Source organism: Sphaerimonospora sp. CA-214678 (genome assembly GCF_050942215.1).
Lineage (GTDB): Bacteria > Actinomycetota > Actinomycetes > Streptosporangiales > Streptosporangiaceae > Sphaerimonospora.
Map to the genome: position 1 here is coordinate 1943239 of NZ_CP192056.1, position 25855 is coordinate 1969093.

The window sequence follows — 25855 nt, forward strand, 5'->3', positions numbered from 1 at the left end:
TCCGGTCCGGGTGTGAAACAGGTGTCCCTTACAGGGCAGGATGGACCCATGAGGGAAACCCGAGTCTCGGCCGCGGGCTTGCGCGAGGCCATCGACCGCAGCGGCTACTACCCGGACCTGGTCGCCGACGCCGTCGACACCGCGCTCGGCAGTGAGCAGGTCATGGCGTACGTCGTGCATCACGAGGCCACGTTCGACCCGGCGATGGAGGTACGCAGGCACGTGACGGTGCTGGTGCTGTCGCCGACCCGGCTCATCGTCTGTCACACCGACGAGCACCCGCCCGCCGAGGGCATGCCGGCCTCGCACGCCTCCACCACGACCGAGGCCGTACGGCTCAGTCGCATCCAGTCGGTCGCGGTCACGCGAGTGGTCCCCGATCCCGCGGCGTACGTGCCGGGGGTTCCCCCGGTCGAGGTGACGCTCACGATCGGCTGGGGCGCGATCTCCCATGTCGACCTCGAGCCCGCGACCTGCGGCGACGAGAACTGCGAGGCCGATCACGGCTACACCGGCGCGGTCACCGCCGACGATCTGTCGCTCCGGGTGAGCGAGGCGGCCGACGGACCCGAGGCGGTCGGTCACGTGCTCGCCTTCGCGAAGGCGCTGTCCGAGGCGACCGCCCGCGCGGCGTCCTGACTCCCAGCCCGGAGGCGATGTGATCGATCCCGACCCCGCCGGGCCTACCGTGCCCCGAAGCGCGCCGGAGACCCCGCCCGACGCCGTTCCGTTCGTGCCGGCGTACGGCGAGGCGTCGCTGGCGGATCTCCCCGGCTCCCTGCTCGCCTCGCTCGGCGTGCCGACCGGCAACACGCTGGGCCTCGGCCCGGCGCGCCGGGTGTGCCTCTTCCTCGTCGACGGCCTGGGGGCCGACCTCCTGGCCGCGCACCCGGACGTGGCGCCCTTCCTGTCCGCGCATCTGCGGCGGACGCTGACCGCGGGCTTCCCGTCCTCGACTCCGACGAGCCTGGCCACGCTCGGCACCGGGGCGACCCCGGGAGAGCACGGCATGGTGGGCATCCAGATGGCCGTGCCGGGGGAGGGCCGGCTGTTCAACTGCCTGCGCTGGACCGCGCCCGGCCTGACCATCGACCCCGAGGTGTGGCAGCCGGCCGAGACCGTCTACGAACGGATGGCCGCGCTCGGCGTCGACCCCGTCTACGTGGCGCCCGCCCTGTTCGACGGCAGCGGCCTCACCCGTGCGGTCTACCGGGGCATGCGCTACTGGTCGGCGGAGACGGCGGACGAGCGGATCGAGGCGGTACGGCACGCGCTGCGGGAAAGCTCGTACGTCACGGTCTACTACGGCGACGTCGACCACATGGGGCATGTGAAGGGGTGGGGCAGCCCCGAGTGGCTGGACCGGCTGGCGGTCGTCGACCGGATGGCAGAGGCCATCGCCGAGGCGCTGCCGCCGGGGTCGGCGCTCTACGTGACCGCGGACCACGGCATGATCAACGCCGGGGAGAAGGTCGACTTCGACCACCGGCCCGATCTCCGCGACGGCGTGCTCATGCTCGGTGGCGACAGCCGGGCCCGGCACCTCTACACCGTGCCGGGTGCCGCCCAGACCGTGCTGGAGACCTGGCGTGAGGCGTTGCGCGGCCGGGCGTGGGTGGTCTCGCGGGAGGAGGCGGTCGACCAGGGCTGGTTCGGCCGATCCGTCCGGGACGAATGGCTCGGCCGGATCGGCGACGTGCTGGCCGTGCCGTACGGCGACTGCGTGATCGTCGCCTCCGAGGCGGAGCCGCTGGAGGCCGCCCTGGTCGGCTGCCACGGCTCGCTCACCCCGGCAGAACAGAACGTGCCCCTGCTGGAGATCCGCCGATGACGGGCACGGACGGCATGACGACCGCACGGAGGCGACGATGAGCCCGAGTTCCGCGAGCCCGCTGATCCGGCCGGAGGAACTGGCCGCGCTCGAATCCGGGAGGGACGGTGTCACGATCCTCGACGTGCGATGGCGGCTCGGCGGCCCGCCGGGGATCCAGTCCTACCGGGAGGGGCACATTCCGGGCGCCGTCTTCTGCGATCTCGACACCGACCTCGCCGCTCCGCCGGGGCCGGAGGGACGGCATCCGCTGCCGTCCGCCGCCGCGTTCCAGTCCGCGATGCGCCGCCTCGGCGTGTCGGACGCCCGCCCGGTGGTCGTCTACGACGACGCGGACTCGACCGCGGCGGCCAGGGCGTGGTGGACGCTGCGCTACTTCGGGCACGGCGACGTGCGCGTGCTCGACGGCGGGATGCGCGCCTGGACCGAGGCGGGTCTGCCCGTGACGGGCGACACGGAAGCCGGAAAGCCGGGCGATTTCACCGCGAGGCCGGGCGGCATGCCCGTGCTCGACGCCGGCCGGGCGGCTGAGCTGGCCGTGCGCGGGGTGCTCCTCGATGCCCGGGCGGCGGAGCGATATCGCGGCGAGGTCGAGCCCGTCGATCCGGTCGCGGGTCACATTCCGGGGGCCGTCAGCGCCCCCACGGCCCAGAACGTCGAGCCCGGCGGCCGGTTCCACGGCAGGGAGTTCCTGCGGGAGCGGTTCAACGTGCTGGGCGTCGTCGAGGGCGTCCCGGTCGGCGCCTACTGCGGCTCCGGCGTGACCGCCGCCCACGAGGTGCTGGCGCTGGAGATCGCCGGGTTGCCGGCCGCGCTCTACGCCGGCTCGTGGTCCAACTGGGTGGCCGACCCCGACCGGCCCGTCGCCACCGGCTAGAGCATCGGCCGGGTATCGCCACCGCCACGTGGCTCGGGTATCGCCACCGCCGCCGTGGCTTCGGTCGCTGCGCCGGGAGAAGGCTCCGGTCCGCTGCGAAGCCCGCCGGTCGTGGGCTTCGCGTGCGGTCCTCGCCTCCTCCCGCTCCGCTTCCTGCCTCCGGAAGGCGGTTACCCGACCCGCCCTCTAGACAGGGCGTCGGCCGTACGGGTCGCCGAAGCAGACGAAGCCGCCGACGGCGGTCTTGGCGGAAGCGGCGCCGAGGGCCTCGGCGGGGGAGCGGCCCTCTGCCAGCACGGCGTGGAAGACCGTCATCAGTGTCAGGGCCTCGTCGTCCCGGACCGGCACCACGCCGGCGATCACGCAGGCGGCCCCCCTGTCGAGGAAGGTCCCGGCCAGACCCAGCGCGGCGCCGTCCACGGGGGCGTGGGCCATGCCGGCGTCGCACGCGGACAGCACGACGAGCCGCGGCACCCGATCGGCACGCAGCAGGTCGTACGCCATGAGCGGCCCGTCGTCGAGCGTGAGACGCGAGAGCATCGGGCTGCGCGGGGAGGACATCCCGTGCGCCGCGACATGCAGCACGTCGGCGCGTTCGAGCGCGGTGAGAACCTCCCGCCGCGTCGCGCCGATCCGCTCGGCGCCGGCATGGGTCATGACGACCATGTCCGCCTCGTCGCGGGCGTGCCGCAGCCCCGGTCCGGCGACCGCGAGCACCACCGGCCCGCCCGCCCTCCCGCTCCGTGTCGGGCTTCCGTACCGCGTCGGGCTTCCGTACCGCGTCGGGCTTCCGTACCGTGTCGGGCTCCCTCCCGGCGGCGACCAGGAGGCGGCGTCGGGGGCGACGGACACCGGTCGTCCGGCCAGTGCGGGCAGCAGCGGCCAGGGGAGCGTGCACAGCGCGCCCGTGGGCACGATCACGGTCGGGCCGTCGAGAGCGTCCGCGCCGTCGCTGGCGAACGGGCCGAGCAGCTGTTCGCCGAGCGTGGCGAGCTCGCCGTCCATGGCCTCCGAGGCCGTGCCCTCGCAATGGCCGGAGCCTTCGCCGCAGTGGGCGAGGTCCCGCAGATTCCGCCGGCGCAGGCCGTACCGCACGCGCACCGTCGCCTCCGCCGCCGACCGGTAGGAGCCGAGCGGCCGCAGCACGCAGCGCACGCCCCCGGCCCGTGCTCCTCCCGGGGCGACGAGGACGCCCCACAGTTCGTCCCCGTTGCGCACCAGCTCGATCAGCGTCCCGGGACCGCTCTTCGGCGCTTCTCGCGAGCCGGGCGAAGACGCTCCGGGGCGTGAGGGAGGGGGAACCGGTCTGCCCCGCACCAGCGCCCGCCAGCGCTCGGCCCAGTCCAGGACCGTCCACGCGTCCCCGGTCGCCAGCGCGAGATCCAGCCCGAAGGCGGCGAGGTCCTCGGCGGGGCGTACCGCGTACGCCCTGAGCTCCGCGTCGCGGCCGGCACTCCCCGCGGCGGCGAGGGACTCCACACCCGCACGGGCCGATTCGAGGGCGCCGGTCAGGTCCCCGTCCAGCCGCCGGAGCATCGCCAGGGCATGCTGCCTGACCATCGGCGGCGTGGCGGCCCCGGCGAGGAGATCCAGCTGCGCGCGGGCGACGGCCCGATACCCGGCCGGCAGGGCGGCGCGGGCGGCCGTGAGCCGGAGCGCGGCTGCGGCGCCCGGCCGGCCGTGCACATCCAGATCGGCCGCGCAGGCCAGGACGCCGGGCAGCAGAGCCGCCACCTCCGCGTCCGTCGGCGGCCTGGCGAGGCGGGCACGCAGCACCACCTCGGTGGCCAGCGGGGCCGCGGCGGCCCTACCCTGCGCCCGCAGCTCCGCCAGGGCGGTCAGCGCCGTCGCCGCTGCCTGTTCCGCTTCTCCGGCCAGCAACTGGGCCTGGGCGAGCAGCAGCCGCGCGTCCGGGATCGCCGCGCGGGCTCCGCAGGCCACCAGATCGGGCAGGGCCTGCTCGAGCAGCGCCCTGGCCTCGCCCGGCAGATGGGCGGCCACCAGCGCCTCGGCGAAGTCGGCGCGCATCGCGGCCAGCCGCTCCGGATAGCCGGTCATGCCCGCCTCCGCCACCTCATAGCGGGCGAAGGCGGCCGCGATGTCGCCGCGCCGGGCCGCGACGAACGGCAGATTGCCCTCGGCGAGCATGGCGACATGATCGAGGCCCGCCGACCGGGCGATCCTCGCGCACTCCGCCAGGTCCGTCTCGGCCGCGCCGTACTCTTCCAGATAGGTGAGGGCGACCCCGCGGTTGAGCAGGCCGCCCGACTGGAACCAGGGGTCGTCGCCGAGGCGGCCGATCGCCCGGTCGCAGTGGCACACCGCCTCCCGATACCGGCCGAGGAGCGTCAGCGCGACCGAGCGCTGCACGTCCAGCCGGGCCGGATCGGTCCCGGTGAGATGCCGCTCGGCCAGGTCGGCGAGGCGCAGGCCGCCTTCGGGGTCTCCGAGCAGTGCCCGGACCGCGACCAGCGACATCCGCGCCTGCGCCACCCGCGCGGGAAACCGGCGTCCGGCCTCGATCGCCTCCCGCAGCCTCTCGTCGGCCAGCCGCAGGTCGCCGAGCTCCCGTGCGGCCAGCGCGGCGGCGCGCAGCGCGACGGACAGGGCCTCGCCGTACGCCCCGGCGTCCGGGCCGGCGGGTCCCGTGCCCACGGTCTCCACGCCGGCCCCGGCCTCGGTGAGCACGGCCCGGGCACGGACGAGCGCCAGGCGGGGGTCGGTCCCGGACAGCCGTACGGCCGCCTCGGCCCTGGCGACGAGTACGGCGGGCGGTACCGAGATCATGGACATCCCTGTTTCAGCGGCAAGGGCGGGGGCGGCGGCATGGGCGGGTCAGGGGCGTACGTGCGTCCAGCGCGTGAACACGGGCGGGTGACCCGGCCGGTGGCAGACCACGCTGATCCATCCGGCGGGCAGCCCGGTGACCACGAAGCGGCCGCCCTCGGAGGGCGCACGGGTGTCGCTGAGGTGCGGCGTCCGCACCTCGACCAGCGATCCGGTGCCGGGGGCGGGGGAGATCTGCCCGGCCACGTCCACCCGGCCGGCCACGACGACCGGCTCTACGTCGATCGTCAGACCCGCGGCGGCGTAGCGCCGGGCACGCGGCCTGTCGTGGGTCTGCGCGGATCGGGCGCCCTCTCCGGCCGCCGTCGCGAGCGGGACGGCGGCGATCCCGCCGGGCAGGTGGAGCGCGAGCACGGACCGCGCGTCGGCCGAGACCCGGTCGGGCACGGGGTCGGTCCCGGCCGCGATCCGCAGCGCTGCCAGTAGATATTCGTCGGCCGGGGCCGTCATGAGGATTCCTCCAGCAGGGCTCTGAGCCGGGACAGGCAACGCGCCCGGGTGGGGCCGATGCTGCCCACGGGCAGCTCCAGGCGCAGGGCGATCTGGGCGTAGCGGGCCTCCGGGTGCAGCGCGCAGAGGCGTAGCAGCGATCGGCACGGCTCGCCGAGCAGATCGAGCCGTCGCCACACCTGACGGCCGTAGTCGGCGTCGGCCACGGCCGCCGCCGGGTCCGGCACGCCGGGGTCGGGGACGTCGGCGACCTCGGCGGCGGGTCCCGATCCTCCCCGGGACCGGCTCAGCCGGGCCGCCTCGTGCCGGGTGGTGGTGATGAGCCAGGCTCCGATCCGATCCGGATCGCGGATGGCGCCGAGACCTTCGACCAGCCGGAGCCAGGCGCCCTGGACGGCGTCCGCCGCGTCCGCCTGGCTCAGCCCGAACGCCCGGGCGACCGCCCACATGCGTCCGCCGAACCGTGCGACGAGATCGTCCCAGGCCACCCGGTCGAACGGCGGCCCGGACGGTGGGCGGGGTGAGATGTCTGGGAGCATGCACGGTCACAAAGAGTGTCGGTCTGTCACTGTGAGTGGTCGACACTCTAGCCGTCTCACCGGACGTGTACCCCGAGATCGGGAATTCGCCGTCCGCCGCTGAGCAGGAGCCGTACGGCCTGCGCGGGCGGCAGTTCGCGGCTCAGCCGGGCGACGGCGCCCGCGACCGTCGCGCAGGCGAAGGAGCTGCCGCTCCACGTGGCGTAGCCGCGGAACTCCCCGAACTCCACGAAGCTGCTCGTCAGGCCGACGCCCTGGGTGCAGGCGTCGACCCACGGGCCGTAGGCGGAGAAGGACGCCCTGGCGGCCCCGTCGAGCGCGCCCACGGCGACGACGCCGGGCAGGGCGGCCGGCCAGAAGGGGCGGGACCGCCCGGTGTTGCCGGCGCAGGCCACCACGGTGGGAAAGCCGGCCAGCGCCTCGGCCAGCCCCAGCGGTGGCCGGTCGTCGAAGGTGTGACCCCCGAAGGACAGGTTGAGAACGTCGACGCGCTCGGTGGCGAGCCGGGTGAGCGAGCGCAGCAGTGCGGCCTCGTCGGCGAAGCCGTCGCTGTCCAGGAACCGTACGGGGCGCAGCCCCGCCCCGGGGGCGCGCCGCAGGATCAGCCCGCAGACGAATGTGCCGTGTCCCGCCTGGTGGTCGAGACCGCCGTCCCCGTCGGCGTCCGGGGTGTCGGCGACGTCGTCCCGGTACCAGCGCGCCAGCCACGGATGGCGGACGACCCCGGTGTCCAGCACGGCGACCGTAACGCCGGAGGGCGGGCCCGGCTCGTACGGCACAGCGGCGGCGGGCGACGGCGTGCCCCGTGGGCCGCCGAAGAACAGCGGCTGCCCGGCGAGGACGTGGTTGGGCGAGGCCGGAAGCCCGCGGTCGCGCAGCGTCGCGACGAGGTCGAGCACGTCCGCGTCCGGCGAGAGCCGTACGTGGTGGACCACGCGCGCGTGATGGGCCGGGGAGCGGACGGGTGCGGCGTCGAGGGTCCATCGGGCGACCCTGGCCGGGGCGGTGGTGAGCAGCTCGCCCGGCCGGATGAGGGCGGGCCTGTCCGGGAGGAGCTCCACCGAGACCGCGCGCATCGCGACACCTCCAACCTCCTGTTTACGGACCGTATCCTTCCCACTCCATTACGTTTCCATTCGTTAATCGGTATGACCCTGCTCTGGTGTCGAGTTACGACGGACGGTAGTCTCTCCTACTAGTCATCCAATCGTGATCATCCCTTGTATGAGGCCGTTGGGGAAGGCGCACCTCATGCGATTTGGGAGGTCCGGTGGCTGCTGCTCGTGGCGTCCTGTACGTCCACTCGGCTCAGCCTGCGCTGTGCCCGCACATTGAGTGGGCCGTCGCAGGTGTTCTTGGCGTGCCCGTCGACCTGACGTGGACCCCTCAGCCCGCCGCGCCCGGGACCCTGCGGGCCCAGGCCGAGTGGGAGGGCCGTCCCGGTACGGCGGCGGCGGTCACGTCTTCTCTCATGGGCTGGCAGCGCATCCGCTTCGAGATCACCGAAGACGCCTCACCCGGCGTCGACGGGTCCAGACATGCCTACACGCCCAGCCTGGGCGCCTTCACCGCCGTCGTCGGCGCGAACGGGGACATCATGATCCCCGAGGATCGGCTGCGCAACGTGATGCTGATGGCAGCGCAGGGCCGGGTCGTCATGGAGGAGGAACTCGACCGCCTCCTCGGCAAGCAGTGGGACGAGGAGCTGGAGTCGTTCCGGTACGCGGGGGAGGGCGCGCCGGTCCGCTGGCTGCACGCCGCCGTCTGATCCGCCTCCTCGCAGGCACCGGCCCAGGCCGGTCGCCTCGGGCGGCGGGGTGCGAACGCGAAGAAGCGCCGATCCCGGAGGATCGGCGCTTCTCCCGTCGTCTCGGCCGGAACTTCTCAGAGCGGGATGTTGCCGTGGGCGCCGCGTGCCGGCGTGGCCTGCGCGAGGACCCTGGCGATGGCGCCGCGGGTCTTCGCCGGGTCGATCACCTCGTCCACGACCCCGAGGTCGACGGCCCGGTCGAGCCCGCCCGCGGCCTTCTCGTGCTCCTCGGCCAGCCGGGTTTCCAGCGCCGAGCGCTCCTCCTCCGGGGCGGCGGCCAGCTCGCGCCGCTTGAGGATGCGGACGGCCGCGACCGCGCCCATCACGGCCACCTCGATGTCGGGCCAGGCGAACACGCGGGTCGCGCCCAGCGCGCGGGAGTTCATCGCGATGTAGGCGCCGCCGTACGCCTTGCGGGTGATCAGCGTCACCCTCGGCACCGAGGCCTCGGCGAACGCGTGCAGCAGCTTCGCGCCGCGCCGTACGATGCCGTCGTGCTCCTGGCCGATCCCGGGAAGGTAGCCGGGCACGTCGACCACGACCACGAGCGGCACCCCGAGGGCATCGCACATCCGGACGAATCGGGAGGCCTTCTCCGCTGAGGTGGAGTCGAGGCAGCCGCCGAGGCGCAGCGGATTGTTGGCGATGACTCCCACCGTGCGGCCGCCGAGACGGCCCAGCGTGGTGACGATGTTCGGCGCCCACTTGGGGTGGAGCTCCACACCGGGCTCGTCCAGCAGCCCCTTCACGAGCGGGTGCACGTCGTAGGCGCGGCGCCGGTTCTCCGGGAGCAGGCTGTTGAAGTCCACCTCGTCGACGTCGCCGCGCACCCGGCCCTGGTGACCGAGAAGGACGGCGAGCTGACGGGCCTTGAGCAGGGCCTCGCCCTCGCTCTTGGTGGTGACGTGGACGACGCCGCTGCGCTTGCTGTGCGGCTCGGGACCGCCGAGCGAGGCCATGTCGGTCTCCTCGCCCGTCACGCTGCGCACGACGTCGGGCCCGGTCACGAAGATGCGGCCGTTGTCGGCGAGGATCACGATGTCGGTCAGGGCCGGGCCGTACGCGCCGCCGCCGGCCACCGGACCGACCACGACGGAGATCTGCGGGACGATGCCGGAGGCCTTGGTCATGGCGGTGAACACCCGCCCGACCGCGTGCAGGGACTCCACGCCCTCGGCCAGGCGCGCGCCGCCCGAGTGCCAGACGCCGATGATGGGGACCCGCTCGCGTACGGCGACGTCGTAGGCGTGGACGATGTGCTCGCAGCCCTCTGAGCCCATCGCGCCGCCCTGGAACCTGGCGTCGCTGCAGAACGCCACGACGGGGACGCCCTCGACCCGTCCGGACACGGCGAGCACGCCGCTCTTGTCCTCGGGGGAGATCGGCCGGATGGAGCCTTCGTCGAGGAGATGTCCCAGGCGTACCAGGGGATCCCTGGGATCGACGGCCTCCGCGTCGGAGGCATCGTTCACCACCCGATTGTCAAGCACGGTCATGTGGGACTCCTAGTCACACGGTGGTGAAGGCCACGGCGACGTTGTGTCCGCCGAACCCGAACGAATTGTTGATCGCGGCGAGCTGGTCGCCGTCGAGCTTTCGCGGCTCGCCGCGCACGAGGTCGACCTCGATGCCGTCCGCGGGATCGTCGAGATTGGCGATGGCCGGCACGATCCGTTCGTGCAGGGCGAGAATCGTGAAGATCGATTCGACGCCGCCCGCGCCGCCGAGAAGGTGGCCGGTCATCGACTTGGTCGCGGTGACGATCGCGTGGCCGCCGACGGCCTCCTTGATCGCACGGGCCTCGATCTCGTCGCCGAGCGGGGTCGAGGTGGCGTGGGCGTTGACGTGGACGATGTCCGCAGGGGCGATGTCCGCGTGCTTGAGCGCCGCCAGCATGGCGTTCCTGCCGCCCTGGCCGTCGGGGTCGAGCCCGGTGATGTGGTAGGCGTCGCTGGTGTAACCGACTCCGGCGGCCGCCGCGTAGATCCGGGCACCGCGCGCCCGGGCGTGCTCCTCCGACTCCAGCACCACGATGCCGGCGCCCTCGCCGAGCACGAATCCGTCCCGGCCCTTGTCGAACGGGCGCGAGGCCCGTTCCGGTTCGTCGTTGCGGGTCGACATGGCGCGCGCGGCGGCGAACGACGCCAGGTTCAGGCCGTGGATGGCCGCCTCCGTGCCGCCCGCCACCACCATGTCGGCCCGGCCCGAGCGGATCATGTCGATGCCGTATCCGATGCACTCGGCGCCGGTGGCGCAGGCGCTCACCGCCGCGTGCGTCCCGGCCTTGGCGCCCAGCTCGATGCTGATCCAGCCGGCGGAGCCGTTCGGCATGAGCATGGGCACGGTGAACGGCGAAAGCCGGTTCCAGCCCTTCTCACGGTAGAGGTCATAGGCGGACAGAATCGTCCCGATGCCGCCGATGCCGCTGCCGACCACGACGCCGAGCCGCTCCCCGTCGATCTCCGGGGCTCCCGCGTCCTGCCAGGCCTGCCTGGCGGCGATCAGCGCGAACTGCTCGGCGCGGTCGAGCCTCCTGGCCTCGGGCCGGGGGAGCACCTCGCCGGGATCGACGGCCGCCACACCGGCGAACTTCACCGGTACGGTGTCGACCCAATCCTCGGTGAGCGTCCGGATGCCCGACCGCCCGTCGAGGAGCGCCGACCAGGTGGATGCGACATCTCCACCGAGAGGCGTCGTCGCGCCGAGCCCGGTGACGACGACACGTACCCGGTCCTTACTCACTTGTCCGCACTCCTCTGGTTGTTCTTCAGTGACCCGCCGTGGTCCGGGAACCCGGCGTTCAGGCCTGGATGAAGTTGATGACGTCCTTCACGGTCTTGAGGTGCTTGAGCTGGTCGTCGGGGATCTCGACGCCGAACTCGTCCTGCGCCGCGACGGCGATCTCGACCATGGAGAGCGAGTCGATGTCGAGGTCGTCGACGAAGCTCTTCTCCGGGGTGACCTCCGCCGCGGGGACGCCGGTGATCTCGTTGACGATCTTGCCGAGGCCGGCGAGAATCTCCTGCTCGGTCATTGCCATGGCGCGACTTCTCCTTGATTTCTCTGATTTACCGATGCTCCGGAGCATTTTTCCGGATCTGTACGGCGGTCCGCACAGGTGTTGGAACACAACCTAAGGGATCTCGATCACTTGAGAGGCGTAGGTGAGGCCGGCGCCGAAGCCGAGCAGCAGTGCGAGGCCGCCCGAAGGCACCTCGCCGCGCTCGACCATGCGCGACAGCGCGAGCGGAATCGACGCGGCGGAGGTGTTGCCGGCGAGGACGATGTCCCGGGCGACGACCGCGTTGTCCGCGCCGAGCTTGCGGGCGATCGACTCGACGATTCGCAGGTTCGCCTGGTGGGGGACGAAGGCGGCCAGCTCGGCCGGGTCGACTCCGGCACGCTCGCACGCCAGCGCGGCCACCGGGTGCAGTGCGGTGGTGGCCCAGCGGAACACGGACTGGCCCTCCTGGTACAGGAACGACCGCCGGTTCTGGATGGCGACCACGTCGGCCTTGTCGCCGGCGCTGCCCCAGGCGACGGGCCCGATGCCGGGTGTGTCGGACGGACCGACGACCGCCGCGCCCGCGCCGTCGGCGAAGATGACGGCGGTGGCCCGGTCGTCCCAGTCGACCCACTGGCTGAGCTTCTCCGAGCCGACGACCAGAACGTTGGTGGCGGAGCCGGCCCGGATGGCGTCACTGGCCGCGGCGAGCGCGTAGCAGAACCCGGCGCACGCCGCGTTCACGTCGAAGGCGCCGGGGGCCTCGATGCCGAGCCGGTGGGCGACGCGACCGGCGGCGTTGGGGATCTGCGTCTCCAGCGTGCACGTGGCCACGATGACCAGATCGATCTCGGCGCTGGACAGGCCGCTCGCGGCCAGGGCCTTGCCGCCGGCCTGCACGGCGAGGTCGATCTCCGACTCCTGCGGCCCCGCGATGCGGCGCTCCTGGATCCCGACGCGGGTGCGGATCCAGTCGTCGGACGTGTCGATCCGCTTGGACAGAGCGTCGTTGGTCACTATCTCGGCGGGCTGGTAGCCACCGAACGCGAGCACCTTCGCGCCCGGAGCGCCTTGACTGATCCTCACTTGAGCACCTCTCGCGCCGTGTCCAGATTGTCAGGGTTCTTGAGGGCCACGGTCGTCACGCCGGGCATGCCCCGCCGGGCGAGGCCGGTCAGCGTGCCGCCGGGCAGCAACTCGATCACCGCGGTGACGCCGCGCTCGGCCATCGCGGTCATGCAGGCGTCCCACCGGACCGGGCTGGCCACCTGGCCGACGAGCCGGTCGACGAACTCGGTTCCCGTGGCGACCGCGGCGCCGTCCGCGTTGGACAGCACGGTGATCTGGGGGTCGCGAGGGGTGAGGCCGGCGGCCGCGTCACGCATGTGGTCGACGGCGGGGGCCATGTGCACGGTGTGGAAGGCCCCGGCGACCGACAGCGGGCGCACCCGTGCGCCCGGCGGCGGGGCGGCCTTGAACGCCTCGACCTGCTCCAGGGTGCCGCCCGCCACGATCTGACCGGCGCCGTTGATGTTGGCGGCGGTGAGTCCGTGCGCGGCTATCGAGGCGAGGACCTCGTCCTCGGCTCCGCCCAGCACCGCGAGCATCCCGGTCTCGGCGGCGGAGGCGGCCTTGGCCATCGCCCGGCCGCGCTCCCGTACCAGGCCCAGGGCCTCCTCCGCGGTCAGCACTCCGGCGATCGCCGCGGCCGCCAGCTCTCCCACGCTGTGGCCGGCGACGAGGTCGGGCCGCACTCCGAGCGCCTCGTAGGACGCGAGGGCGGCCGCCACGAGCAGGGGCTGTGCGACCGCGGTGTCACGGATCTCGTCGGCGTCGGCGGTCGTTCCGTACGAGACGAGGTCGAGCTCCACGATTTCGGACCAGGCGGACAGCCGGTCGCGGAACCCGGGGAGTTCGAGCCACGGAGTAAGGAAACCTGGAGTCTGGGCGCCTTGGCCCGGAGCGACGATGACGAGCACGTAGTCCACCCTGCCCTGTAGGAGTTCACCACACCGATGGTGATCCGAACGAACTTTGCCGCGGGTAGTTTGTGTGGTCCCTACAGTTTCGGTGTCACCCAGGTTACGGCCGCCCGGAACCGCACGCACATTCGCGCCGGCCGTCTCAACCCACGGACAGGCGGCCGAGGATGAGCCCCACCTGGAGGGTGAACGCCGAGCGTCCCTCGGTGGGCTGGTAGCCGGTGAGCTCGGTGATCTTCCGCAGCCGGTACCTGACCGTGTTGGGGTGCACGAACAGCAGCCGCGCCGTGGCCTCGAGCGACGTCCCCTGTTCGAGGTAGGTGGCGAGCGTGTCGAGCAGCGGAGTTCCGGCGAGTGGTTTGTACACGTTCTCCACGAGCTGGGCTCGGGCGTCCTCGTCCCCGTCGAGGGCCCGCTCGGCCAGCAGGTCCTCGGCGAGCACCGGCCGCGGCGCGTCCGGCCAGGCGGTCGCGGCGCGCAGGCCCGCGATGGCGGCCCGGGCCGAGCTGGCCGCCGCGTGCAGGTCGGGGACCTCCGGGCCGATCACGATCGGTCCCGGGCCGAATCGGGGCACGACGAGGCGGGCGGCGTCCTTGATGCTGTCGGCCCCGCCCACGATCACGATGAGCCGGTCGCCCTGTACGCCGGCGAGGAGTTCGTGCCCGACCCTGCGGCCCTTGTCGCGCAGCCCGTCGATGATGCTCTGCGGGTCCTCGCCGGAGGTGTGGCCCGCGAAGACCACGACGGGTGCGGACGTCCAGCCGAGCGCCGCAGCCCACGAGTGCAGGCCGTCGTCGACCTGACCGCGGACGAGCGCGTCGACGATGAGCGCCTCCAGCCTGGCGTCCCAGGAGCCGCGCGCCTCGGCCTCCCTGGCGTACACCTGAGCGGCGGCGAACGCCACGTCGCGGGTGTAGCGGAGCATCGCGTTGCGGAGCAGTTCCGCGCCGCCGGGCGCGGCCAGCTCCTCCACCTGGGCCTCGACGACCTCGACGACGATGCGGACCAGGTCGACGGTCTGCTGAAGCGACACGCTGCGCTTGAGCTCCCGCGGGGCGGTGCCGAAGAACTCGATGCTCGGCGTCGGCCGCCCCTCCCCGGCGTGGCCGAACCACTCCACGAACGCCGCGATGCCCGCCTGGGCCACCAGGCCGACCCACGATCTGTCCTCGGCCGACAGCGCGCGGTACCAGGCGAGCTGATCCTCCATCCGGGCCATCGCCGCCGTGCCCAGGCTGCCCATCGCGCGATCGAGCCGCCGCGCCGTGTCTTCCCTGATCTTGTCGCCTATCCGGTCTGTGCCCCGCTCACTCACGCCCTCTAGCGTGCCAGGTCATCCCCTCGGCCGTGCCGTCCGCATCGCGCTTTCCGTCCGGCGGCCGAGTCGTACCGGGATCAGATGACCGCGACGGCGGTGATGAGGCCGATCACGAAACGCGTCACCGACAGCAGGATCGCGGCCGGTTGCAGCGTGCTCTCGTGGACGAGCTCGCCGACGGAGAATCCGGCGATCTTGTCGAAGGCGAACATGCCGAGCGTCTGCGCGGCGATCCCGACCAGGCCGAACACCAGGGTGACGAGCAGTCCTTCACGCAGCGCCCCGCCCGAGGACCAGATGGAGGCGGCGACGACGAGGCCGACGCCGGCCATGCCCGACGCGGCCACCAGGGTCGCGTTCGGGTTGCGTTCGTTGCGGATCACCCTGCTCAGCCGCCCGGGCGTGGCGAGGTCCACCACGTAGAACCCGGCGGCGAGCAGCAGCACCCCCAGAATCGCATAGGCCATGACCGCCAGGGCGCCGTTGCCGAGCACCTCGGCGAGGGTGAGGGTGTCGGTGGTGTCGGTTATCTTCACGGGAAGCCTTACGTCTGGATTCTGTGGGGGACGAACGAGGAGGTGTCATCGGTGATCAGGCCGGAGGTCTCGCGGATGCCGAGCCCGGCGGACTCGTCGCCGACGATCCAGGCGCCGAGCACCGGATGCCAGCCGTCGAAGTCGGGGAGCGGCGCGAACTCCTGGTGGACGTAGCCCTCTGCGCCGTACCCGCCGTCGGTGCTCACGTCGACCCCGGGCGCGACGATGCGCATGGACGCCCCCTCGCGGCCGAGTAGCGGCTTGCTGATGTAGCCCGGTCCGTCGGCCAGCTCGCGCGGGCCGTCGAGGTATGCGGGAAGCAGGTTCGGATGCCCCGGGTACAGCTCCCACAGGATCGCCAGCAGCGCCTTGTTGGACAGCAGCATCTTCCACAGGGGCTCGATCCAGGCCATCGAGGGCTGCAGGGCGAGGGCGTGCGTCCCGAACGGCTCGGCGACGATCCACTCCCAGGGATACAGCTTGCACAGCGATCTGACGATGCGGTGCTCCATGTCCACGAAGCGGTGGTTGAGCACGTCCCAGCCGATGTCCTCGACGGCGATGGCGACCGTGGTCAGGCCGGCCTGCTCGGCGGTCTCCTGGAGGTAGCCGATCGTCATCGCCTCCTCGCCGGTCTCGTCGGCGTTCGTCCAGCCGAAGTGGACCGGGCCGGTCGGCAGCGCGAACGACGTCCAGCGGTCGATCAGCCGCTCGTGCACGGAGTTCCACTGGTCGTCGCCGGGGTGTACGTCCCGCAACCAGAACCACTGCACGACCGAGCTCTCGACCAGGCTCGTCGGGGTGTCCGCGTTGTACTCCAGCAGCTTGGCCGGCCCGGTCCCGTCGTAGTGCAGATCGAAGCGGCCGTACAGGTGCGGGTCGCGCCGCCGCCACGACTCGGCGACGGCAGCGCGGCAGGCGGGCGGGATGGCGAGGTCGGCGAAGCGGTCCTCGGCGACGATGTGGTCGGCGGCGGCGAGGCACATCCGGTGCAGTTCCTCGACCTGGGCCTCCAGCTCAAGCACCTCGTCCATCGTGAACACATAGTGGACGCTCTCGTCCCAGTACGGCCTGGTCAGGCCGTCCGGATGGGCCGACCGGTGGAAGGCGAGGCCCTGTGACTCGACGATGGCCGGCCAGTCCTCGCGGGGTGGCGATGTCTCCCTGCGCATCCGGTCAGCCTCCGCGACCGCCGACGTGGAAGCCGAAGCCACCGCGCTGGATCACCCGGCCGGATCTGGTCGTGATCTGTGCGTCGGCCGGCTTGACCGTCGTCCCGCCCCGGACCCGGCCTCCGGTGCGGCTGCCGCCGTAGTACCAGCGGTAGGCGCCGTGGGAGCCGTGGTAGCGGTGGGAGGGATCGTCGCAGCGGTCGTCGTCGACGACGGCGTAGGACCCGTCGGGCAGGGGCCTGGAGGTGTCGACGCAGTCGGCGTCGACCTTCTGGGACCGCTGCGCCGAGCAGAAACCGACGACGAGGATCGAGAGCACCCCGACGGCGCCCAGCTTGACCACGGTGGACGACTTGGGGCCACGCCCGGACGGCATCGGTCGAGGGGGCGGCGACGGGTGTGCCGGGGGGACGGCCATCGGGCTCCTGCTGTCGAAAGTTCCGGAAAGGATACAACCGGCTGGGAAAACGAGGACGACCGGTGAAGGGTTCCCTTTGGGGTGATGGTGGTGTGTCGGGTGAGTTAGGGGATTTGAGAGTGTTCTTACCGGAATGGTCGACGTAGTTTCAAATCATGAAGCGCCGTGACGCACTGGTGGAGGAGCTCAGAAACGCGGGATGCCTGTCCGCCCGGCAGCTGGCGTCACGGCTCGGAGTCAGCAAGAGCACCATCGTGCGCGATGTGGCGAAGCTCCGGGAGGCGGGTGTGCCCATCCGGCTCGGCCGGCCGGGATACGCGCTGGCCGGGCTCGAGACCGTGCGGCGGGAGATCGACCGTGCGCTGCTCGGACGGCGGGTGCTGCGGATCGAGTACCGCGGCGCCGACGGCACGGTGACCGCCAGGGAGGTCGAGCCGAGCATCTGCCTGGGCGGCCGGGGCGGCCGTTGGTATCTGGTCGCGTGGTGCAGGCTGCGCGACGACGTACGGATCTTCCGGCTCGACCGGATCGTGTCGGCGGCCGTCACCGACGAGCGTCACCCCGAGCCCGATCAGGGCCCCCTGGAGACGCTCGCCGGGTTGACCGAGGACTGAGCGGCCGGCCCGGCGGGTGCGCGTCACGCGAGACCGCGGTGGCGATCAGCGTCCCGCGTCTGCGTGTTCCGTGGATGTTCCGTTCACCCGGGCGGTGGCGCGCCCGCTCTCGTCCACCGCTTCGAGGCGACCTGGGACGCTCCGGAGCCCGGCCGCACTCGCCGCCCAGGGGCTCCACGACGAGCGGGCCCCGGACGTGAGTCCGGGGCCCGGCAGGTCGATCCGCGGCGCGCGAGCCCGCAGGCTCGGGCGTCAGACGCCCATCGACTGGGTGTCGTTGGTCTCCGGCGTGGCCTGGCCGGAGACCTCGGTCACGCCGTTCTTCAGGTGATAGCGGGAGATGGCCTCCTGCAGCACCTCGGGCTTGAGCTCGCCCCGCTTCACGAGCTGGGTGAGCACCGCGAGGGTGATCGAGGCCGCGTCCACGTGGAAGTGGCGGCGCAGCGCGGAACGGGTGTCGGACAGGCCGAACCCGTCGGTGCCCAGCGAGGCCCAGTCACCCGGCACCCACTGTGAGATCTGATCCGGTACGGCGCGCATGTAGTCGCTCACGCCGACGAACGGCCCGGCGACCCCGGACAGCTTCGCCGTGAGGTACGGCACGCGCGGCTCGGCGTCGGGGTTGAGCAGGTTGTGCTGCTCGGCGGCGAGCGCGTCCCTGCGCAGCTCGGACCAGGAGGTGGCCGACCACACCGCGGCCGACACGCCCCAGTCTTCGGCGAGCAGCCGCTGCGCCTCCAGCGCCCACGGCCCGGCCACACCGGAGGCCAGGATGTTCGCCTTCGGCCCGCCGCCGGCGGTGTCCGCCGCCGGGGCGTAGAGGTACAGACCCTTGAGGATGCCCGCGACGTCGACCCCCTCGGGCTCCGCCGGCTGCGGGTAGGGCTCGTTGTACACCGTCAGGTAGTAGAAGACGTTCTCCGAGTCCTCCCCGAACATCCTGCGCAGGCCGTCCCGCACGATGTGCGAGATCTCGAACCCGTAGGTCGGGTCGTAGGCCACACAGGCCGGGTTGGCCGAGGCGAGCAGCGGGCTCTGGCCGTCCTCGTGCTGCAGGCCCTCGCCGTTCAGCGTGGTGCGGCCGGCGGTCGCACCGAGCAGGAAGCCGCGGCCCATCTGGTCGCCGAGCTGCCACATCTGGTCGCCGGTCCGCTGGAACCCGAACATCGAGTAGAAGATGTAGACCGGGATCATGTGCTCGCCGTGCGTGGCGTACGTGCTGCCGGCGGCGGTGACCGAGCCCATGGAACCGGCCTCGGTGATCCCCTCGTGGAGGATCTGCCCCTCGGTCGACTCCTTGTAGGACAGCAGCAGCTCGCGGTCGACCGCCTCGTAGGTCTGCCCGTGCGGCGAGTAGATCTTGGCGGTCGGGAACATCGCGTCCACGCCGAACGTACGGGCCTCGTCCGGGATGATCGGCACGAACCGGGGGCCGATCTCCGGGTCCCGCATGAGGTCCTTCAGCAGGCGGACGAAGGCCATCGTGGTGGCCACGTTCTGCTTGCCGGAACCCCTGCGCAGCACATCGTAGACCGCTTCGCCCGGGAGCTTGAGCGGCTTGGCGCGTATGACCCGCTTGGGGAGATAGCCGCCGAGCGCCGCCCGGCGCTCCTTCATGTAGGCGATCTCCTCGTTGTCCTCACCCGGGTGGAAGTACGGCGGGAGGTCGCCCTCGAGGTCCTTGTCCGGGATGGGGAGATAGAGCCGGTCACGGAACTCCTTGAGCTCCGCCTTGCTCAGCTTCTTCATCTGGTGGGTGGCGTTGCGCGCCTCGAAGTCCTTGCCCAGCGTCCAACCCTTGATCGTCTGAGCGAGGATGACGGTCGGCTGGCCGACATGCTCGTGGGCGGCCTTGAACGCGGCGTAGACCTTGCGGTAGTCGTGGCCACCGCGCGACAGCCTGCGGATCTCGTCGTCGGACAGGTGCTCGACCATCCTGCGCAGCCGCGGGTCGCCGCCGAAGAAGTGCTCGCGGATGTAGGCGCCGGACTCGACGGAGTAGGTCTGGAACTGCCCGTCGGGCGTGGTGTTCATCTGGTTGACGAGCACGCTGTCGACGTCGGCCGCGAGCAGCGGGTCCCAGTCACGGCCCCAGACGACCTTGATGACGTTCCATCCGGCCCCGCGGAAGAACGACTCCAGCTCCTGGATGATCTTTCCGTTGCCGCGCACCGGGCCGTCGAGCCGCTGCAGGTTGCAGTTGATGACGAAGGTCAGGTTGTCGAGCTCCTCGCGGGCGGCCACGCCGATCGCGCCGAGCGACTCGGGCTCGTCCATCTCGCCGTCGCCGAGGAAACACCACACGTGGCTGCGGCTGGTGTCCTTGATCTTGCGGCTGAGCAGGTAGCGGTTGAACCGCGCCTGGTAGATCGCGGAGAGCGGGCCGAGGCCCATGGACACCGTGGGGAACTCCCAGAAGTCCGGCATGAGCCGCGGGTGGGGATAGGAGGGCAGGCCCTTGAAGCCGTGCGAGAGCTCCTGACGGAACGCGTCGAGCTGGGCGGTGGAGAGCCGGCCCTCCAGGAAGGCGCGGGCGTAGATGCCAGGGGCGGCGTGGCCCTGGATGAAGATCTGGTCGCCCGACTCCCCGTGGTCCTTGCCGCGGAAGAAGTGGTTGTAGCCGACCTCGTAGAGCGAGGCAGCGGACGCGTAGGTGGCGATGTGGCCGCCGACGTTCGTCCGCGCGTTGGCCCGGTGCACCATGACCGCCGCGTTCCACCGGATGTAGGCGCGGATGCGGCGCTCGACGTACTCGTCTCCTGGGAACCAGGGTTCGCGCTCGGGCGGGATCGTGTTGATGTAGTCGGTGCTACGTAGGCCCGGCACCCCGACCTGTCGTTCGCGGGCACGTTCGAGCAGCCTGAGCATCAGATAGCGGGCGCGGGTGCGCCCCTCGGTCTTGATGACGTTGTCGAGCGATTCGAGCCATTCCTGGGTCTCGCTCGGATCGACATCAGGCAACTGGCTGGGTAGGCCGTCACTGATGATCGAAAAACGCTGGCGTCCGGAAGCCACTGGGTCTCGCCTTCCGAGAATGGACATGGTCACGTCGGTCTGATGGGTCTTGCCTGTCGGCTGCGTCCTGCCGGATCGCGAAGTCTTGTCGGGTGTCCTGGTCGTCTTCCATCCTGTCTCTTCATACGGGAAAGTGCATCTCTACTCCCTGGTAACCAAAGGTCCTCGCTGGCAGCGGGATTCGGCTGGCTTAGACCTCCAATGATAGGACGACTTCGATAGCCCCGTTTGTTCCAGGGTGCACCGAACCGACCTCGGGCTATACGCGCTGGTTAGGCATGCCCCCGCGCGCGGGCGGGTAACCTCCTCGGCGCCAGTGATCATGTCTGTTTTGTCGGTAACGTTTTGGTATGAATTGTCCCTTCCTCTGCCGGGGGAAGGGTTTCCCCTCCCTCCAGCGGGCGATAGCCGTACCAGGCTCCTGAGAGGAGGGATCGAGATGCACGCCGCGGTAGGAGACCGGCTCTTGGTGCGCGGGACCGTCGTGGGAGAACGCGACAGGCAGGGCGAGATCATCGAGGTGCGCGGGTCCGGTGGCGAGCCGCCGTTCATGGTCAGGTTCGAGGACGGGCACCAGGCGCTGGTGTACCCGGGCCCCGATGCGGTCGTCGTTCCGGCTCAAGGATCGAGTCACGGAGGCTCGTAGTATCGCGCTGTGAAATCGAGGGTGATCGAGGTGCGCACCGGTTCCCGCGAGCGGGTGCACGACCTGACGCGGGAGTGCTCCGACTTCGTGCGGGAATGCGGGGGAGACGGGCTGCTGCACGTGTTCGTTCCGCACGCCACCGCCGGCATCGCGCTGATCGAACTCGGCTCCGGCAGCGACGAGGATCTGCTCGCGGCGCTGGGGGAGCTGCTTCCGGCCGACGACCGGTGGCGGCACGCGCACGGCTCGCGCGGCCATGGCAGGTCGCACGTCATGCCCGCGCTGATTCCTCCGTACGCCACGGTGCCCGTGCTCGGCGGAAGGCTCGCGCTGGGGACCTGGCAGTCGGTCGCGTTGGTCGATCTTAACGTCGACAACCCGGACAGGCGCGTGCGTTTGTCATTTTTGTCCGATTAACAGATAACGGTGCGGGTGCCTGGTCGTGGCGACCGTTGACGACGGCGGGTCGCAGCGTGTGGACTGTGCCGAAACATGGCTCTCAGGAGCCGGACAACCGCGATTATGGCGGGGTCACCGAGCAGGAGGGATGAACGTGAGCGCGACCGCGGGCCAGGCGCAAGGTGAGCGCGGCCTGGCCGAACGACTCGGCCTCAAAGCTGGTCAGGTGGTGCAGGAAGTCGGCTGGGACGAGGACTGCGACGAGGCGCTGCGCGAGTCCATCGAAGAGCTGACCGGCAACGAGCTGGTGGATGAGGACTACGACGACGTGGTCGACGTGGTCCTGCTGTGGTGGCGCGACGGGGACGGGGACCTGTTCGACGCGCTCAGCGACGCGATGACAGCGCTCGCCGATGGAGGCCAGATCTGGCTGCTGACCCCCAAGGCGGGGCGCGACGGCCATGTCGAGCCAAGCGACATCGGCGAGGACGCGACCACCGCGGGACTGTCCCAGACGAGCAGCGTCAGCGCCGCCAGGGACTGGTCGGGGACGCGGCTCGTCGCACCCAAGGCCCGACGCTGACAACGCCTTGGAGCGCCGGACCGCTGATCTGATCCGCTGATCCGTTCCCCTGCCGTACGGCCTGGCGACGCCGTACGGCAGGATGGTGCGCGCACCGATAGCGGGAAGGACTTGACTGCTCATGGCGGTGGAGGCGATCGAAGCGGCGCAGGTCGGCCGGCCGGCTCCCGACTTCGAGCTCAAGGATCAGCACGGCACCCCGGTCAGGCTCGCCGACCACCGGGGGAGGAAGATCGTGCTCGTCTTCTATCCCCTGGCGTTCAGCCGTGTCTGCCACGGCGAGCTGAGCGCCATCCGCGACGACTTCGTCCCGTCCGCGCCCGGCGACGTCCAGGTGCTGGCGGTCTCGGTCGACTCGATGTTCGGCCAGCGCGCCTGGTCCGATCAGGAGGGCTTCACGTTTCCGATGCTGGCCGATTTCTGGCCGCATGGTGAGGTCGCCCGGGCGTACGGTGTGTTCGACGAGGAGAAGGGCGTCGCCCTCCGGGGCACATTCATCATCGACGGCGAGGGCGTCGTGCGGTGGAAGGTCGTCAACGAGATCGGGTCGGCGCGGGACGTCGAGGAGTACCGCACGGCGCTGGCGCGGCTTTGATCGTACGGCTCCGATCGTTTTCGCCCACTGGGCGTTGACATATCCCTACCTGTTCATCCCGATCTGTCTTCAGGGGAGGGGAGATGCCCTGCTACCGATGCGGGGCCCGGCAGACCGATCCCGTCCGCGGCGCCAGTCCGTGGAAACGCGGGGTGCGCCACGAGGCGCAGGTCCTGGTCTGCCCGGACTGCCAACGCACGCACGACCTCGATCTGGACACCTGCGCGTCCTGCGGCTCCGTCGCGCTGATCTGCCGTCTCGGCGAGGTCGAGTGCCGCTCCTGCGGGTCCGTACGGCTCGCCAGGTCCAATGACCCGCTGGTGCCTGCCGGGTCTCCCGATCTCGCCGGGTCTCCCGATCTCACGGGTGCGCCGGAGAGCTCGCCCGGCTTGGCGGCCGAGGTCGAGGCCGCGCTCAACCGGGTCCTGGGCCGCCCGTGAGCTCCGACTTCATGAGCTCCGGGCTCGCGAGCACGGCCGAGGAACACACGGCGGATCCGCGCTACGTGGTCGCGCTCGACGTGGGCGGCACGTCGATGAAGGGCGGCCTGGTCACCCGGCGCGGTGAGGTGACCTCTCTGGAGGGCCGTCCCACCCGCCGGGGCAGCGGTCCCGAGGCCGTGGTGGCGGCCGTCCGCGGCTACGTCGGGGAGCTGGTGGAGCTCGGCGTCACGCGGTACGGCGTACCGCCCGCCGGGGTCGGCCTCGCCGTTCCGGGCATCGTCACGGCGTCGACCGCCGTCTACTCGGCGAACATCGGCTGGCACGACGTGCCGGCCACCGCGTTCGCGCCGCCGGGGATCCCGGCCAGGCTCGGACACGACGTACGGACCGGCGGGCTGGCGGAGAGCGTGCTCGGGGCCGGGCGCGGCGTGACCGACTTCTTCTTCCTGGCCATCGGCACCGGCATCGCCGGAGCCGTCGTGATCCGCGGCGAGCCGTACGGCGGCGCCGACGGCTGCAGCGGCGAGATCGGGCACGCTCCCGTGTGGCCGGCCGGGGAGAAGTGCGCCTGCGGCCAGATCGGTTGCCTGGAGACCTATGCCTCCGCCTCCGCCCTGGTGCGGCGGTACGAGGCCAGGTCGCCGAGCCGTACGGCAGCCACCGCCAAGGACGTCGTCTCGCTCGCCGTGGCCGGAGACCCGGTGGCCGGTGAGGTGTTCGGCGAGGCGGTCGAAGCCCTGGCGATCTCGCTGGCGTCGTACGTGATGGTGCTCGACCCCGCGGCGATCGTGATCGGCGGGGGTCTCGCCGAGGCGGGCGAGACGCTGCTCGACCCCCTGGGGGAGCGGCTGTCCGCCCGGCTGACCTTCCGCCAGCGTCCCCCGCTGCTCGCGGCGGCTCTCGGCATGCGGACCGGCATGCTCGGCGCCGCCCTGCTGGGCTGGCAGGCGGCCGGAGTGCCCGAAGCGGGGCGCGACTGGTCGCTCGATGTGCTGAGAAGGGGCGCTGTGTCGTAAGGTGTAGTCCGGTCCGGGCGGTTAGCTCAGTGGTAGAGCACTCGCCTTACAAGCGAGGGGTCACTGGTTCGAACCCAGTACCGCCCACCAGGTGAAACGGCGTCTCGCCGACCTTGCTGTCGTGGACCGAGTGACTATCCGAGCGACTATGCCGCGAAGAGGCTGTCCCTCTTCTCCGCGCCCCGCATGAGCACCAGGTGGATCTGCTCACGGTGGACGGTCTCGGTGACCACGGTGTTCCGGTGGCCGACGAGGCGGGAGATGTCCTCGATCGGTACGCCGGAGTCCGACAGCAGCGAGACGAAGCTGTGTCGCATCTCGCGAGGGGACCGGTCCTCGCCAGGAAGATCGGCGTCGTCGAGGATCTTGCGGAAGTCTCTTCTGACGTTGTGGGCCGTCAATGCGGTGTCGCTGGTGGACCGCAGTGCGGTCATAAATGACTGCGCTGCGTCGACCGTCGACCATTCACTCACTACCTAATCCTGTCAGGGCGACGCTATACCGTGATTCCAAACATCATCGAGATCTCGATGACCCTTGTATAGTAGCTCGACTACCTTCTGTGGAACGTTTATGTGTGCGGCCTGTGCCGCGTTGAGACCGCTGGTGCCCGTCTATGATAAAACGTCCGCCATTGTGCTTCACGACGGCAATTAGATCTCCTTGTCATCTATTGGTGCGCATGCTTTCTGTCAGTTCGCACGCATGCCGTGAGGAGGTGTTCCTTTGTCGCTCCACCTTTTCCGTAACTCCCTTCGCGCTTTCCTGACGCTGATGCCCGGACGTTCGCTGAGGATGCGGCTTACCTCGATCATCTTGAGATGACGTGCTTTGAGCTGGGCGAACTTTGCCGCGGGTATCGGAGGTAACGCCTCCATGACCGTCTGGTAGCGCTGAGAGAGGTGCTCCCGCTCCAGCAGCTCCTCCCCTTCTGCGGGGGGAGTACGGTACTCCGCCTTGAGTGCGGAGAGTTGCCGAACGGCATCTTCATGACTACGGGCACTTCCACGCCAATCGAGCACCAGATCGATCAGAGTAAGCGAAAAGGTGAGTACGGCAAACCAGCCGAGAAAGACGGACCGATCGGCTGTCATCATGATGATCGTTACTTCTGTATCCCCTGCAGCGAAAGCGAATGCGGTCGCGACCACTGACGCGACGAGCAATACGCAGGTGGAGGACGTGGCTCTCCGGCGATATTGATCTCTCAGCAGTGAGTGAGCTGTCGCCATTTGATCGACAAGGCGGCGTTGTCGCTTTATTTCAAGGAGGGCTTGGCTTCTAGCGCTGTCCGTACCGGGACCTTCTGCTGCCGGGCCGGTGTCAGTCTCCGAATACTTCACGGTCTGCCTCGATCGCACTTGCGCTGTTCAGTCTTTGAGTGACTCGACGTGGTGACGCACTCATCGCTTTCCGAACACCTGCGTTGGCCGGGCCCAATTGACAATCGACGTTGGACCTGGAGGGTGGTGGACAACGGTGGACCGTACTCGGCATCGCGCTTTCGTTCATATGCCGTCTCTCCGCCGCGAATCTTCCCGTCCGGTCCTGGACAGCGGATCTGAAAGTGCCCGGACGGCGGCCTGCGATGTCTCGCGGAAGGCGGACACAGCCGATGCCCGCGCTCAGCGCCGGGACAGGTGAGATGCGGTCACCGGTATCGATCCCCAATTCATCCAGAGCGTCCGCGAATGACTCACCGTCCTCAGCGCTACGCGGATCGACGACCACGAGCCACTCTCCGAAGTCGAACAGCTCCC

The 25855-nt window shown here is 70.8% G+C and carries 27 protein-coding genes and 1 tRNA gene; 12 read left to right on the plus strand and 16 right to left on the minus strand.

Annotated elements, in window-relative coordinates; translation table 11 throughout:
- The first annotated feature begins 48 nt into the window (after positions 1-48).
- Genes ACQP1K_RS08920 through ACQP1K_RS08930 form a run of 3 tightly spaced genes read left to right on the plus strand, consistent with a single transcriptional unit; the run spans position 49 to position 2708 of the window.
- The gene (locus ACQP1K_RS08920) at positions 49-639 is read left to right on the plus strand and encodes a DUF5998 family protein (protein WP_433500393.1); all 591 of its coding nucleotides are present in this window, start codon (positions 49-51) and stop codon (positions 637-639) included.
- 22 nt (positions 640-661) lie between these two features.
- Complete coding sequence (locus ACQP1K_RS08925) at positions 662-1831, plus strand: alkaline phosphatase family protein (protein WP_433501523.1); 1170 nt, start codon at positions 662-664, stop codon at positions 1829-1831.
- Positions 1832-1868: 37 nt separating this feature from the next.
- Complete coding sequence (locus ACQP1K_RS08930; protein WP_433500394.1) at positions 1869-2708, plus strand: sulfurtransferase; 840 nt, start codon at positions 1869-1871, stop codon at positions 2706-2708.
- A gap of 186 nt (positions 2709-2894) precedes the next feature.
- Here ACQP1K_RS08930 and ACQP1K_RS08935 read toward each other — a convergent pair whose 3' ends face one another.
- From ACQP1K_RS08935 to ACQP1K_RS08950, 4 genes are read right to left on the minus strand one after another with little or no spacing between them, the layout of a single operon-like run.
- Complete coding sequence (locus ACQP1K_RS08935) at positions 2895-5495, minus strand: CHAT domain-containing protein (protein WP_433500395.1); 2601 nt, start codon at positions 5493-5495, stop codon at positions 2895-2897.
- 48 nt (positions 5496-5543) lie between these two features.
- A complete protein-coding gene (locus ACQP1K_RS08940; protein WP_433500396.1) occupies positions 5544-6005 on the minus strand; it encodes a hypothetical protein in 462 nt (153 codons plus the stop codon).
- Complete coding sequence (locus ACQP1K_RS08945) at positions 6002-6544, minus strand: RNA polymerase sigma factor (protein WP_433500397.1); 543 nt, start codon at positions 6542-6544, stop codon at positions 6002-6004. The genes ACQP1K_RS08940 and ACQP1K_RS08945 overlap by 4 nt, the downstream gene beginning before the upstream one ends.
- A gap of 56 nt (positions 6545-6600) precedes the next feature.
- Positions 6601-7620, minus strand: coding sequence for a S8 family peptidase (locus tag ACQP1K_RS08950; RefSeq protein WP_433500398.1), 1020 nt, complete (start codon positions 7618-7620; stop codon positions 6601-6603).
- A 215-nt stretch (positions 7621-7835) separates the two neighbouring features.
- On the opposite strand from ACQP1K_RS08950, the gene ACQP1K_RS08955 reads away from it, so the two are divergent.
- Positions 7836-8312: a DUF3145 domain-containing protein gene (locus ACQP1K_RS08955; RefSeq protein WP_433501524.1), complete on the plus strand. Its 477-nt coding sequence runs from the start codon at positions 7836-7838 to the stop codon at positions 8310-8312.
- A 116-nt stretch (positions 8313-8428) separates the two neighbouring features.
- Here ACQP1K_RS08955 and ACQP1K_RS08960 read toward each other — a convergent pair whose 3' ends face one another.
- The 9 genes from ACQP1K_RS08960 to ACQP1K_RS09000 form a co-directional block, all read right to left on the minus strand.
- Positions 8429-9850 (minus strand): acyl-CoA carboxylase subunit beta, encoded by a 1422-nt coding sequence (locus ACQP1K_RS08960; protein WP_433500399.1) that lies wholly within the window; start codon positions 9848-9850, stop codon positions 8429-8431.
- A 13-nt stretch (positions 9851-9863) separates the two neighbouring features.
- Positions 9864-11096, minus strand: a complete 1233-nt coding sequence (fabF, locus tag ACQP1K_RS08965; protein ID WP_433500400.1) for a beta-ketoacyl-ACP synthase II — start codon at positions 11094-11096, stop codon at positions 9864-9866.
- Between the two features lie 58 nt (positions 11097-11154).
- The gene (locus ACQP1K_RS08970) at positions 11155-11394 is read right to left on the minus strand and encodes an acyl carrier protein (protein ID WP_055481378.1); all 240 of its coding nucleotides are present in this window, start codon (positions 11392-11394) and stop codon (positions 11155-11157) included.
- 93 nt (positions 11395-11487) lie between these two features.
- Complete coding sequence (locus ACQP1K_RS08975; protein WP_433500401.1) at positions 11488-12444, minus strand: beta-ketoacyl-ACP synthase III; 957 nt, start codon at positions 12442-12444, stop codon at positions 11488-11490.
- Positions 12441-13337 (minus strand): ACP S-malonyltransferase, encoded by an 897-nt coding sequence (locus ACQP1K_RS08980; protein ID WP_433500402.1) that lies wholly within the window; start codon positions 13335-13337, stop codon positions 12441-12443. Before ACQP1K_RS08980 ends, ACQP1K_RS08975 begins: the two co-directional genes overlap by 4 nt.
- A gap of 145 nt (positions 13338-13482) precedes the next feature.
- Complete coding sequence (locus tag ACQP1K_RS08985) at positions 13483-14655, minus strand: PucR family transcriptional regulator (RefSeq protein WP_433500403.1); 1173 nt, start codon at positions 14653-14655, stop codon at positions 13483-13485.
- Between the two features lie 80 nt (positions 14656-14735).
- A complete protein-coding gene (locus ACQP1K_RS08990) occupies positions 14736-15194 on the minus strand; it encodes a DUF350 domain-containing protein (protein ID WP_433500404.1) in 459 nt (152 codons plus the stop codon).
- An 8-nt stretch (positions 15195-15202) separates the two neighbouring features.
- A complete protein-coding gene (locus ACQP1K_RS08995; RefSeq protein ID WP_433500405.1) occupies positions 15203-16366 on the minus strand; it encodes a glutathionylspermidine synthase family protein in 1164 nt (387 codons plus the stop codon).
- Between the two features lie 4 nt (positions 16367-16370).
- Positions 16371-16742 (minus strand): hypothetical protein, encoded by a 372-nt coding sequence (locus ACQP1K_RS09000; protein WP_433500406.1) that lies wholly within the window; start codon positions 16740-16742, stop codon positions 16371-16373.
- A 197-nt stretch (positions 16743-16939) separates the two neighbouring features.
- On the opposite strand from ACQP1K_RS09000, the gene ACQP1K_RS09005 reads away from it, so the two are divergent.
- Positions 16940-17398 carry a helix-turn-helix transcriptional regulator gene (locus ACQP1K_RS09005; RefSeq protein ID WP_433500407.1) on the plus strand — a complete coding sequence of 153 codons (459 nt, stop codon included), beginning with the start codon at positions 16940-16942 and terminating at the stop codon, positions 17396-17398.
- Positions 17399-17650: 252 nt separating this feature from the next.
- Here ACQP1K_RS09005 and aceE read toward each other — a convergent pair whose 3' ends face one another.
- The gene (aceE, locus tag ACQP1K_RS09010) at positions 17651-20413 is read right to left on the minus strand and encodes a pyruvate dehydrogenase (acetyl-transferring), homodimeric type (protein WP_433500408.1); all 2763 of its coding nucleotides are present in this window, start codon (positions 20411-20413) and stop codon (positions 17651-17653) included.
- 439 nt (positions 20414-20852) lie between these two features.
- On the opposite strand from aceE, the gene ACQP1K_RS09015 reads away from it, so the two are divergent.
- From ACQP1K_RS09015 to ACQP1K_RS09045, 7 genes are all read left to right on the plus strand, one after another.
- A complete protein-coding gene (locus ACQP1K_RS09015; protein ID WP_433500409.1) occupies positions 20853-21059 on the plus strand; it encodes a DUF1918 domain-containing protein in 207 nt (68 codons plus the stop codon).
- Between the two features lie 9 nt (positions 21060-21068).
- Positions 21069-21476, plus strand: coding sequence for a secondary thiamine-phosphate synthase enzyme YjbQ (locus ACQP1K_RS09020; RefSeq protein WP_433500410.1), 408 nt, complete (start codon positions 21069-21071; stop codon positions 21474-21476).
- Between the two features lie 136 nt (positions 21477-21612).
- Positions 21613-22041 (plus strand): DUF3052 domain-containing protein, encoded by a 429-nt coding sequence (locus tag ACQP1K_RS09025; RefSeq protein WP_200926632.1) that lies wholly within the window; start codon positions 21613-21615, stop codon positions 22039-22041.
- A gap of 121 nt (positions 22042-22162) precedes the next feature.
- Positions 22163-22636 carry a peroxiredoxin gene (locus ACQP1K_RS09030; protein ID WP_433500411.1) on the plus strand — a complete coding sequence of 158 codons (474 nt, stop codon included), beginning with the start codon at positions 22163-22165 and terminating at the stop codon, positions 22634-22636.
- An 83-nt stretch (positions 22637-22719) separates the two neighbouring features.
- The gene (locus ACQP1K_RS09035; RefSeq protein WP_433500412.1) at positions 22720-23076 is read left to right on the plus strand and encodes a hypothetical protein; all 357 of its coding nucleotides are present in this window, start codon (positions 22720-22722) and stop codon (positions 23074-23076) included.
- Between the two features lie 11 nt (positions 23077-23087).
- Positions 23088-24095 (plus strand): ROK family protein, encoded by a 1008-nt coding sequence (locus ACQP1K_RS09040; RefSeq protein WP_433500413.1) that lies wholly within the window; start codon positions 23088-23090, stop codon positions 24093-24095.
- A 15-nt stretch (positions 24096-24110) separates the two neighbouring features.
- Positions 24111-24185 (plus strand) — tRNA-Val (locus tag ACQP1K_RS09045).
- A gap of 56 nt (positions 24186-24241) precedes the next feature.
- On the opposite strand, the gene ACQP1K_RS09050 is transcribed toward ACQP1K_RS09045, so the two are convergent.
- Both ACQP1K_RS09050 and ACQP1K_RS09055 read right to left on the minus strand, forming a co-directional pair.
- Positions 24242-24568, minus strand: coding sequence for a tyrosine-type recombinase/integrase (locus ACQP1K_RS09050; RefSeq protein WP_433500414.1), 327 nt, complete (start codon positions 24566-24568; stop codon positions 24242-24244).
- Between the two features lie 219 nt (positions 24569-24787).
- The gene (locus ACQP1K_RS09055; protein WP_433500415.1) at positions 24788-25438 is read right to left on the minus strand and encodes a hypothetical protein; all 651 of its coding nucleotides are present in this window, start codon (positions 25436-25438) and stop codon (positions 24788-24790) included.
- Between the last annotated feature and the right edge of the window lie 417 nt (positions 25439-25855).

Coding starts and splice junctions, on each gene's coding strand:
- ACQP1K_RS08920 (WP_433500393.1), top strand. CDS start 49: ATGAGGGAAACCCGAGTCTCGGCCGCGGGCTTGCGCGAGGCCATCGAC.
- ACQP1K_RS08930 (WP_433500394.1), top strand. CDS start 1,869: ATGAGCCCGAGTTCCGCGAGCCCGCTGATCCGGCCGGAGGAACTGGCC.
- ACQP1K_RS08935 (WP_433500395.1), bottom strand. CDS start 5,495: ATGATCTCGGTACCGCCCGCCGTACTCGTCGCCAGGGCCGAGGCGGCC.
- ACQP1K_RS08940 (WP_433500396.1), bottom strand. CDS start 6,005: ATGACGGCCCCGGCCGACGAATATCTACTGGCAGCGCTGCGGATCGCG.
- ACQP1K_RS08945 (WP_433500397.1), bottom strand. CDS start 6,544: ATGCTCCCAGACATCTCACCCCGCCCACCGTCCGGGCCGCCGTTCGAC.
- ACQP1K_RS08950 (WP_433500398.1), bottom strand. CDS start 7,620: ATGCGCGCGGTCTCGGTGGAGCTCCTCCCGGACAGGCCCGCCCTCATC.
- ACQP1K_RS08960 (WP_433500399.1), bottom strand. CDS start 9,850: ATGACCGTGCTTGACAATCGGGTGGTGAACGATGCCTCCGACGCGGAG.
- ACQP1K_RS08970 (WP_055481378.1), bottom strand. CDS start 11,394: ATGGCAATGACCGAGCAGGAGATTCTCGCCGGCCTCGGCAAGATCGTC.
- ACQP1K_RS08995 (WP_433500405.1), bottom strand. CDS start 16,366: ATGCGCAGGGAGACATCGCCACCCCGCGAGGACTGGCCGGCCATCGTC.
- ACQP1K_RS09000 (WP_433500406.1), bottom strand. CDS start 16,742: ATGCCGTCCGGGCGTGGCCCCAAGTCGTCCACCGTGGTCAAGCTGGGC.
- ACQP1K_RS09005 (WP_433500407.1), top strand. CDS start 16,940: ATGAAGCGCCGTGACGCACTGGTGGAGGAGCTCAGAAACGCGGGATGC.
- ACQP1K_RS09015 (WP_433500409.1), top strand. CDS start 20,853: ATGCACGCCGCGGTAGGAGACCGGCTCTTGGTGCGCGGGACCGTCGTG.
- ACQP1K_RS09030 (WP_433500411.1), top strand. CDS start 22,163: ATGGCGGTGGAGGCGATCGAAGCGGCGCAGGTCGGCCGGCCGGCTCCC.
- ACQP1K_RS09035 (WP_433500412.1), top strand. CDS start 22,720: ATGCCCTGCTACCGATGCGGGGCCCGGCAGACCGATCCCGTCCGCGGC.
- ACQP1K_RS09040 (WP_433500413.1), top strand. CDS start 23,088: ATGAGCTCCGGGCTCGCGAGCACGGCCGAGGAACACACGGCGGATCCG.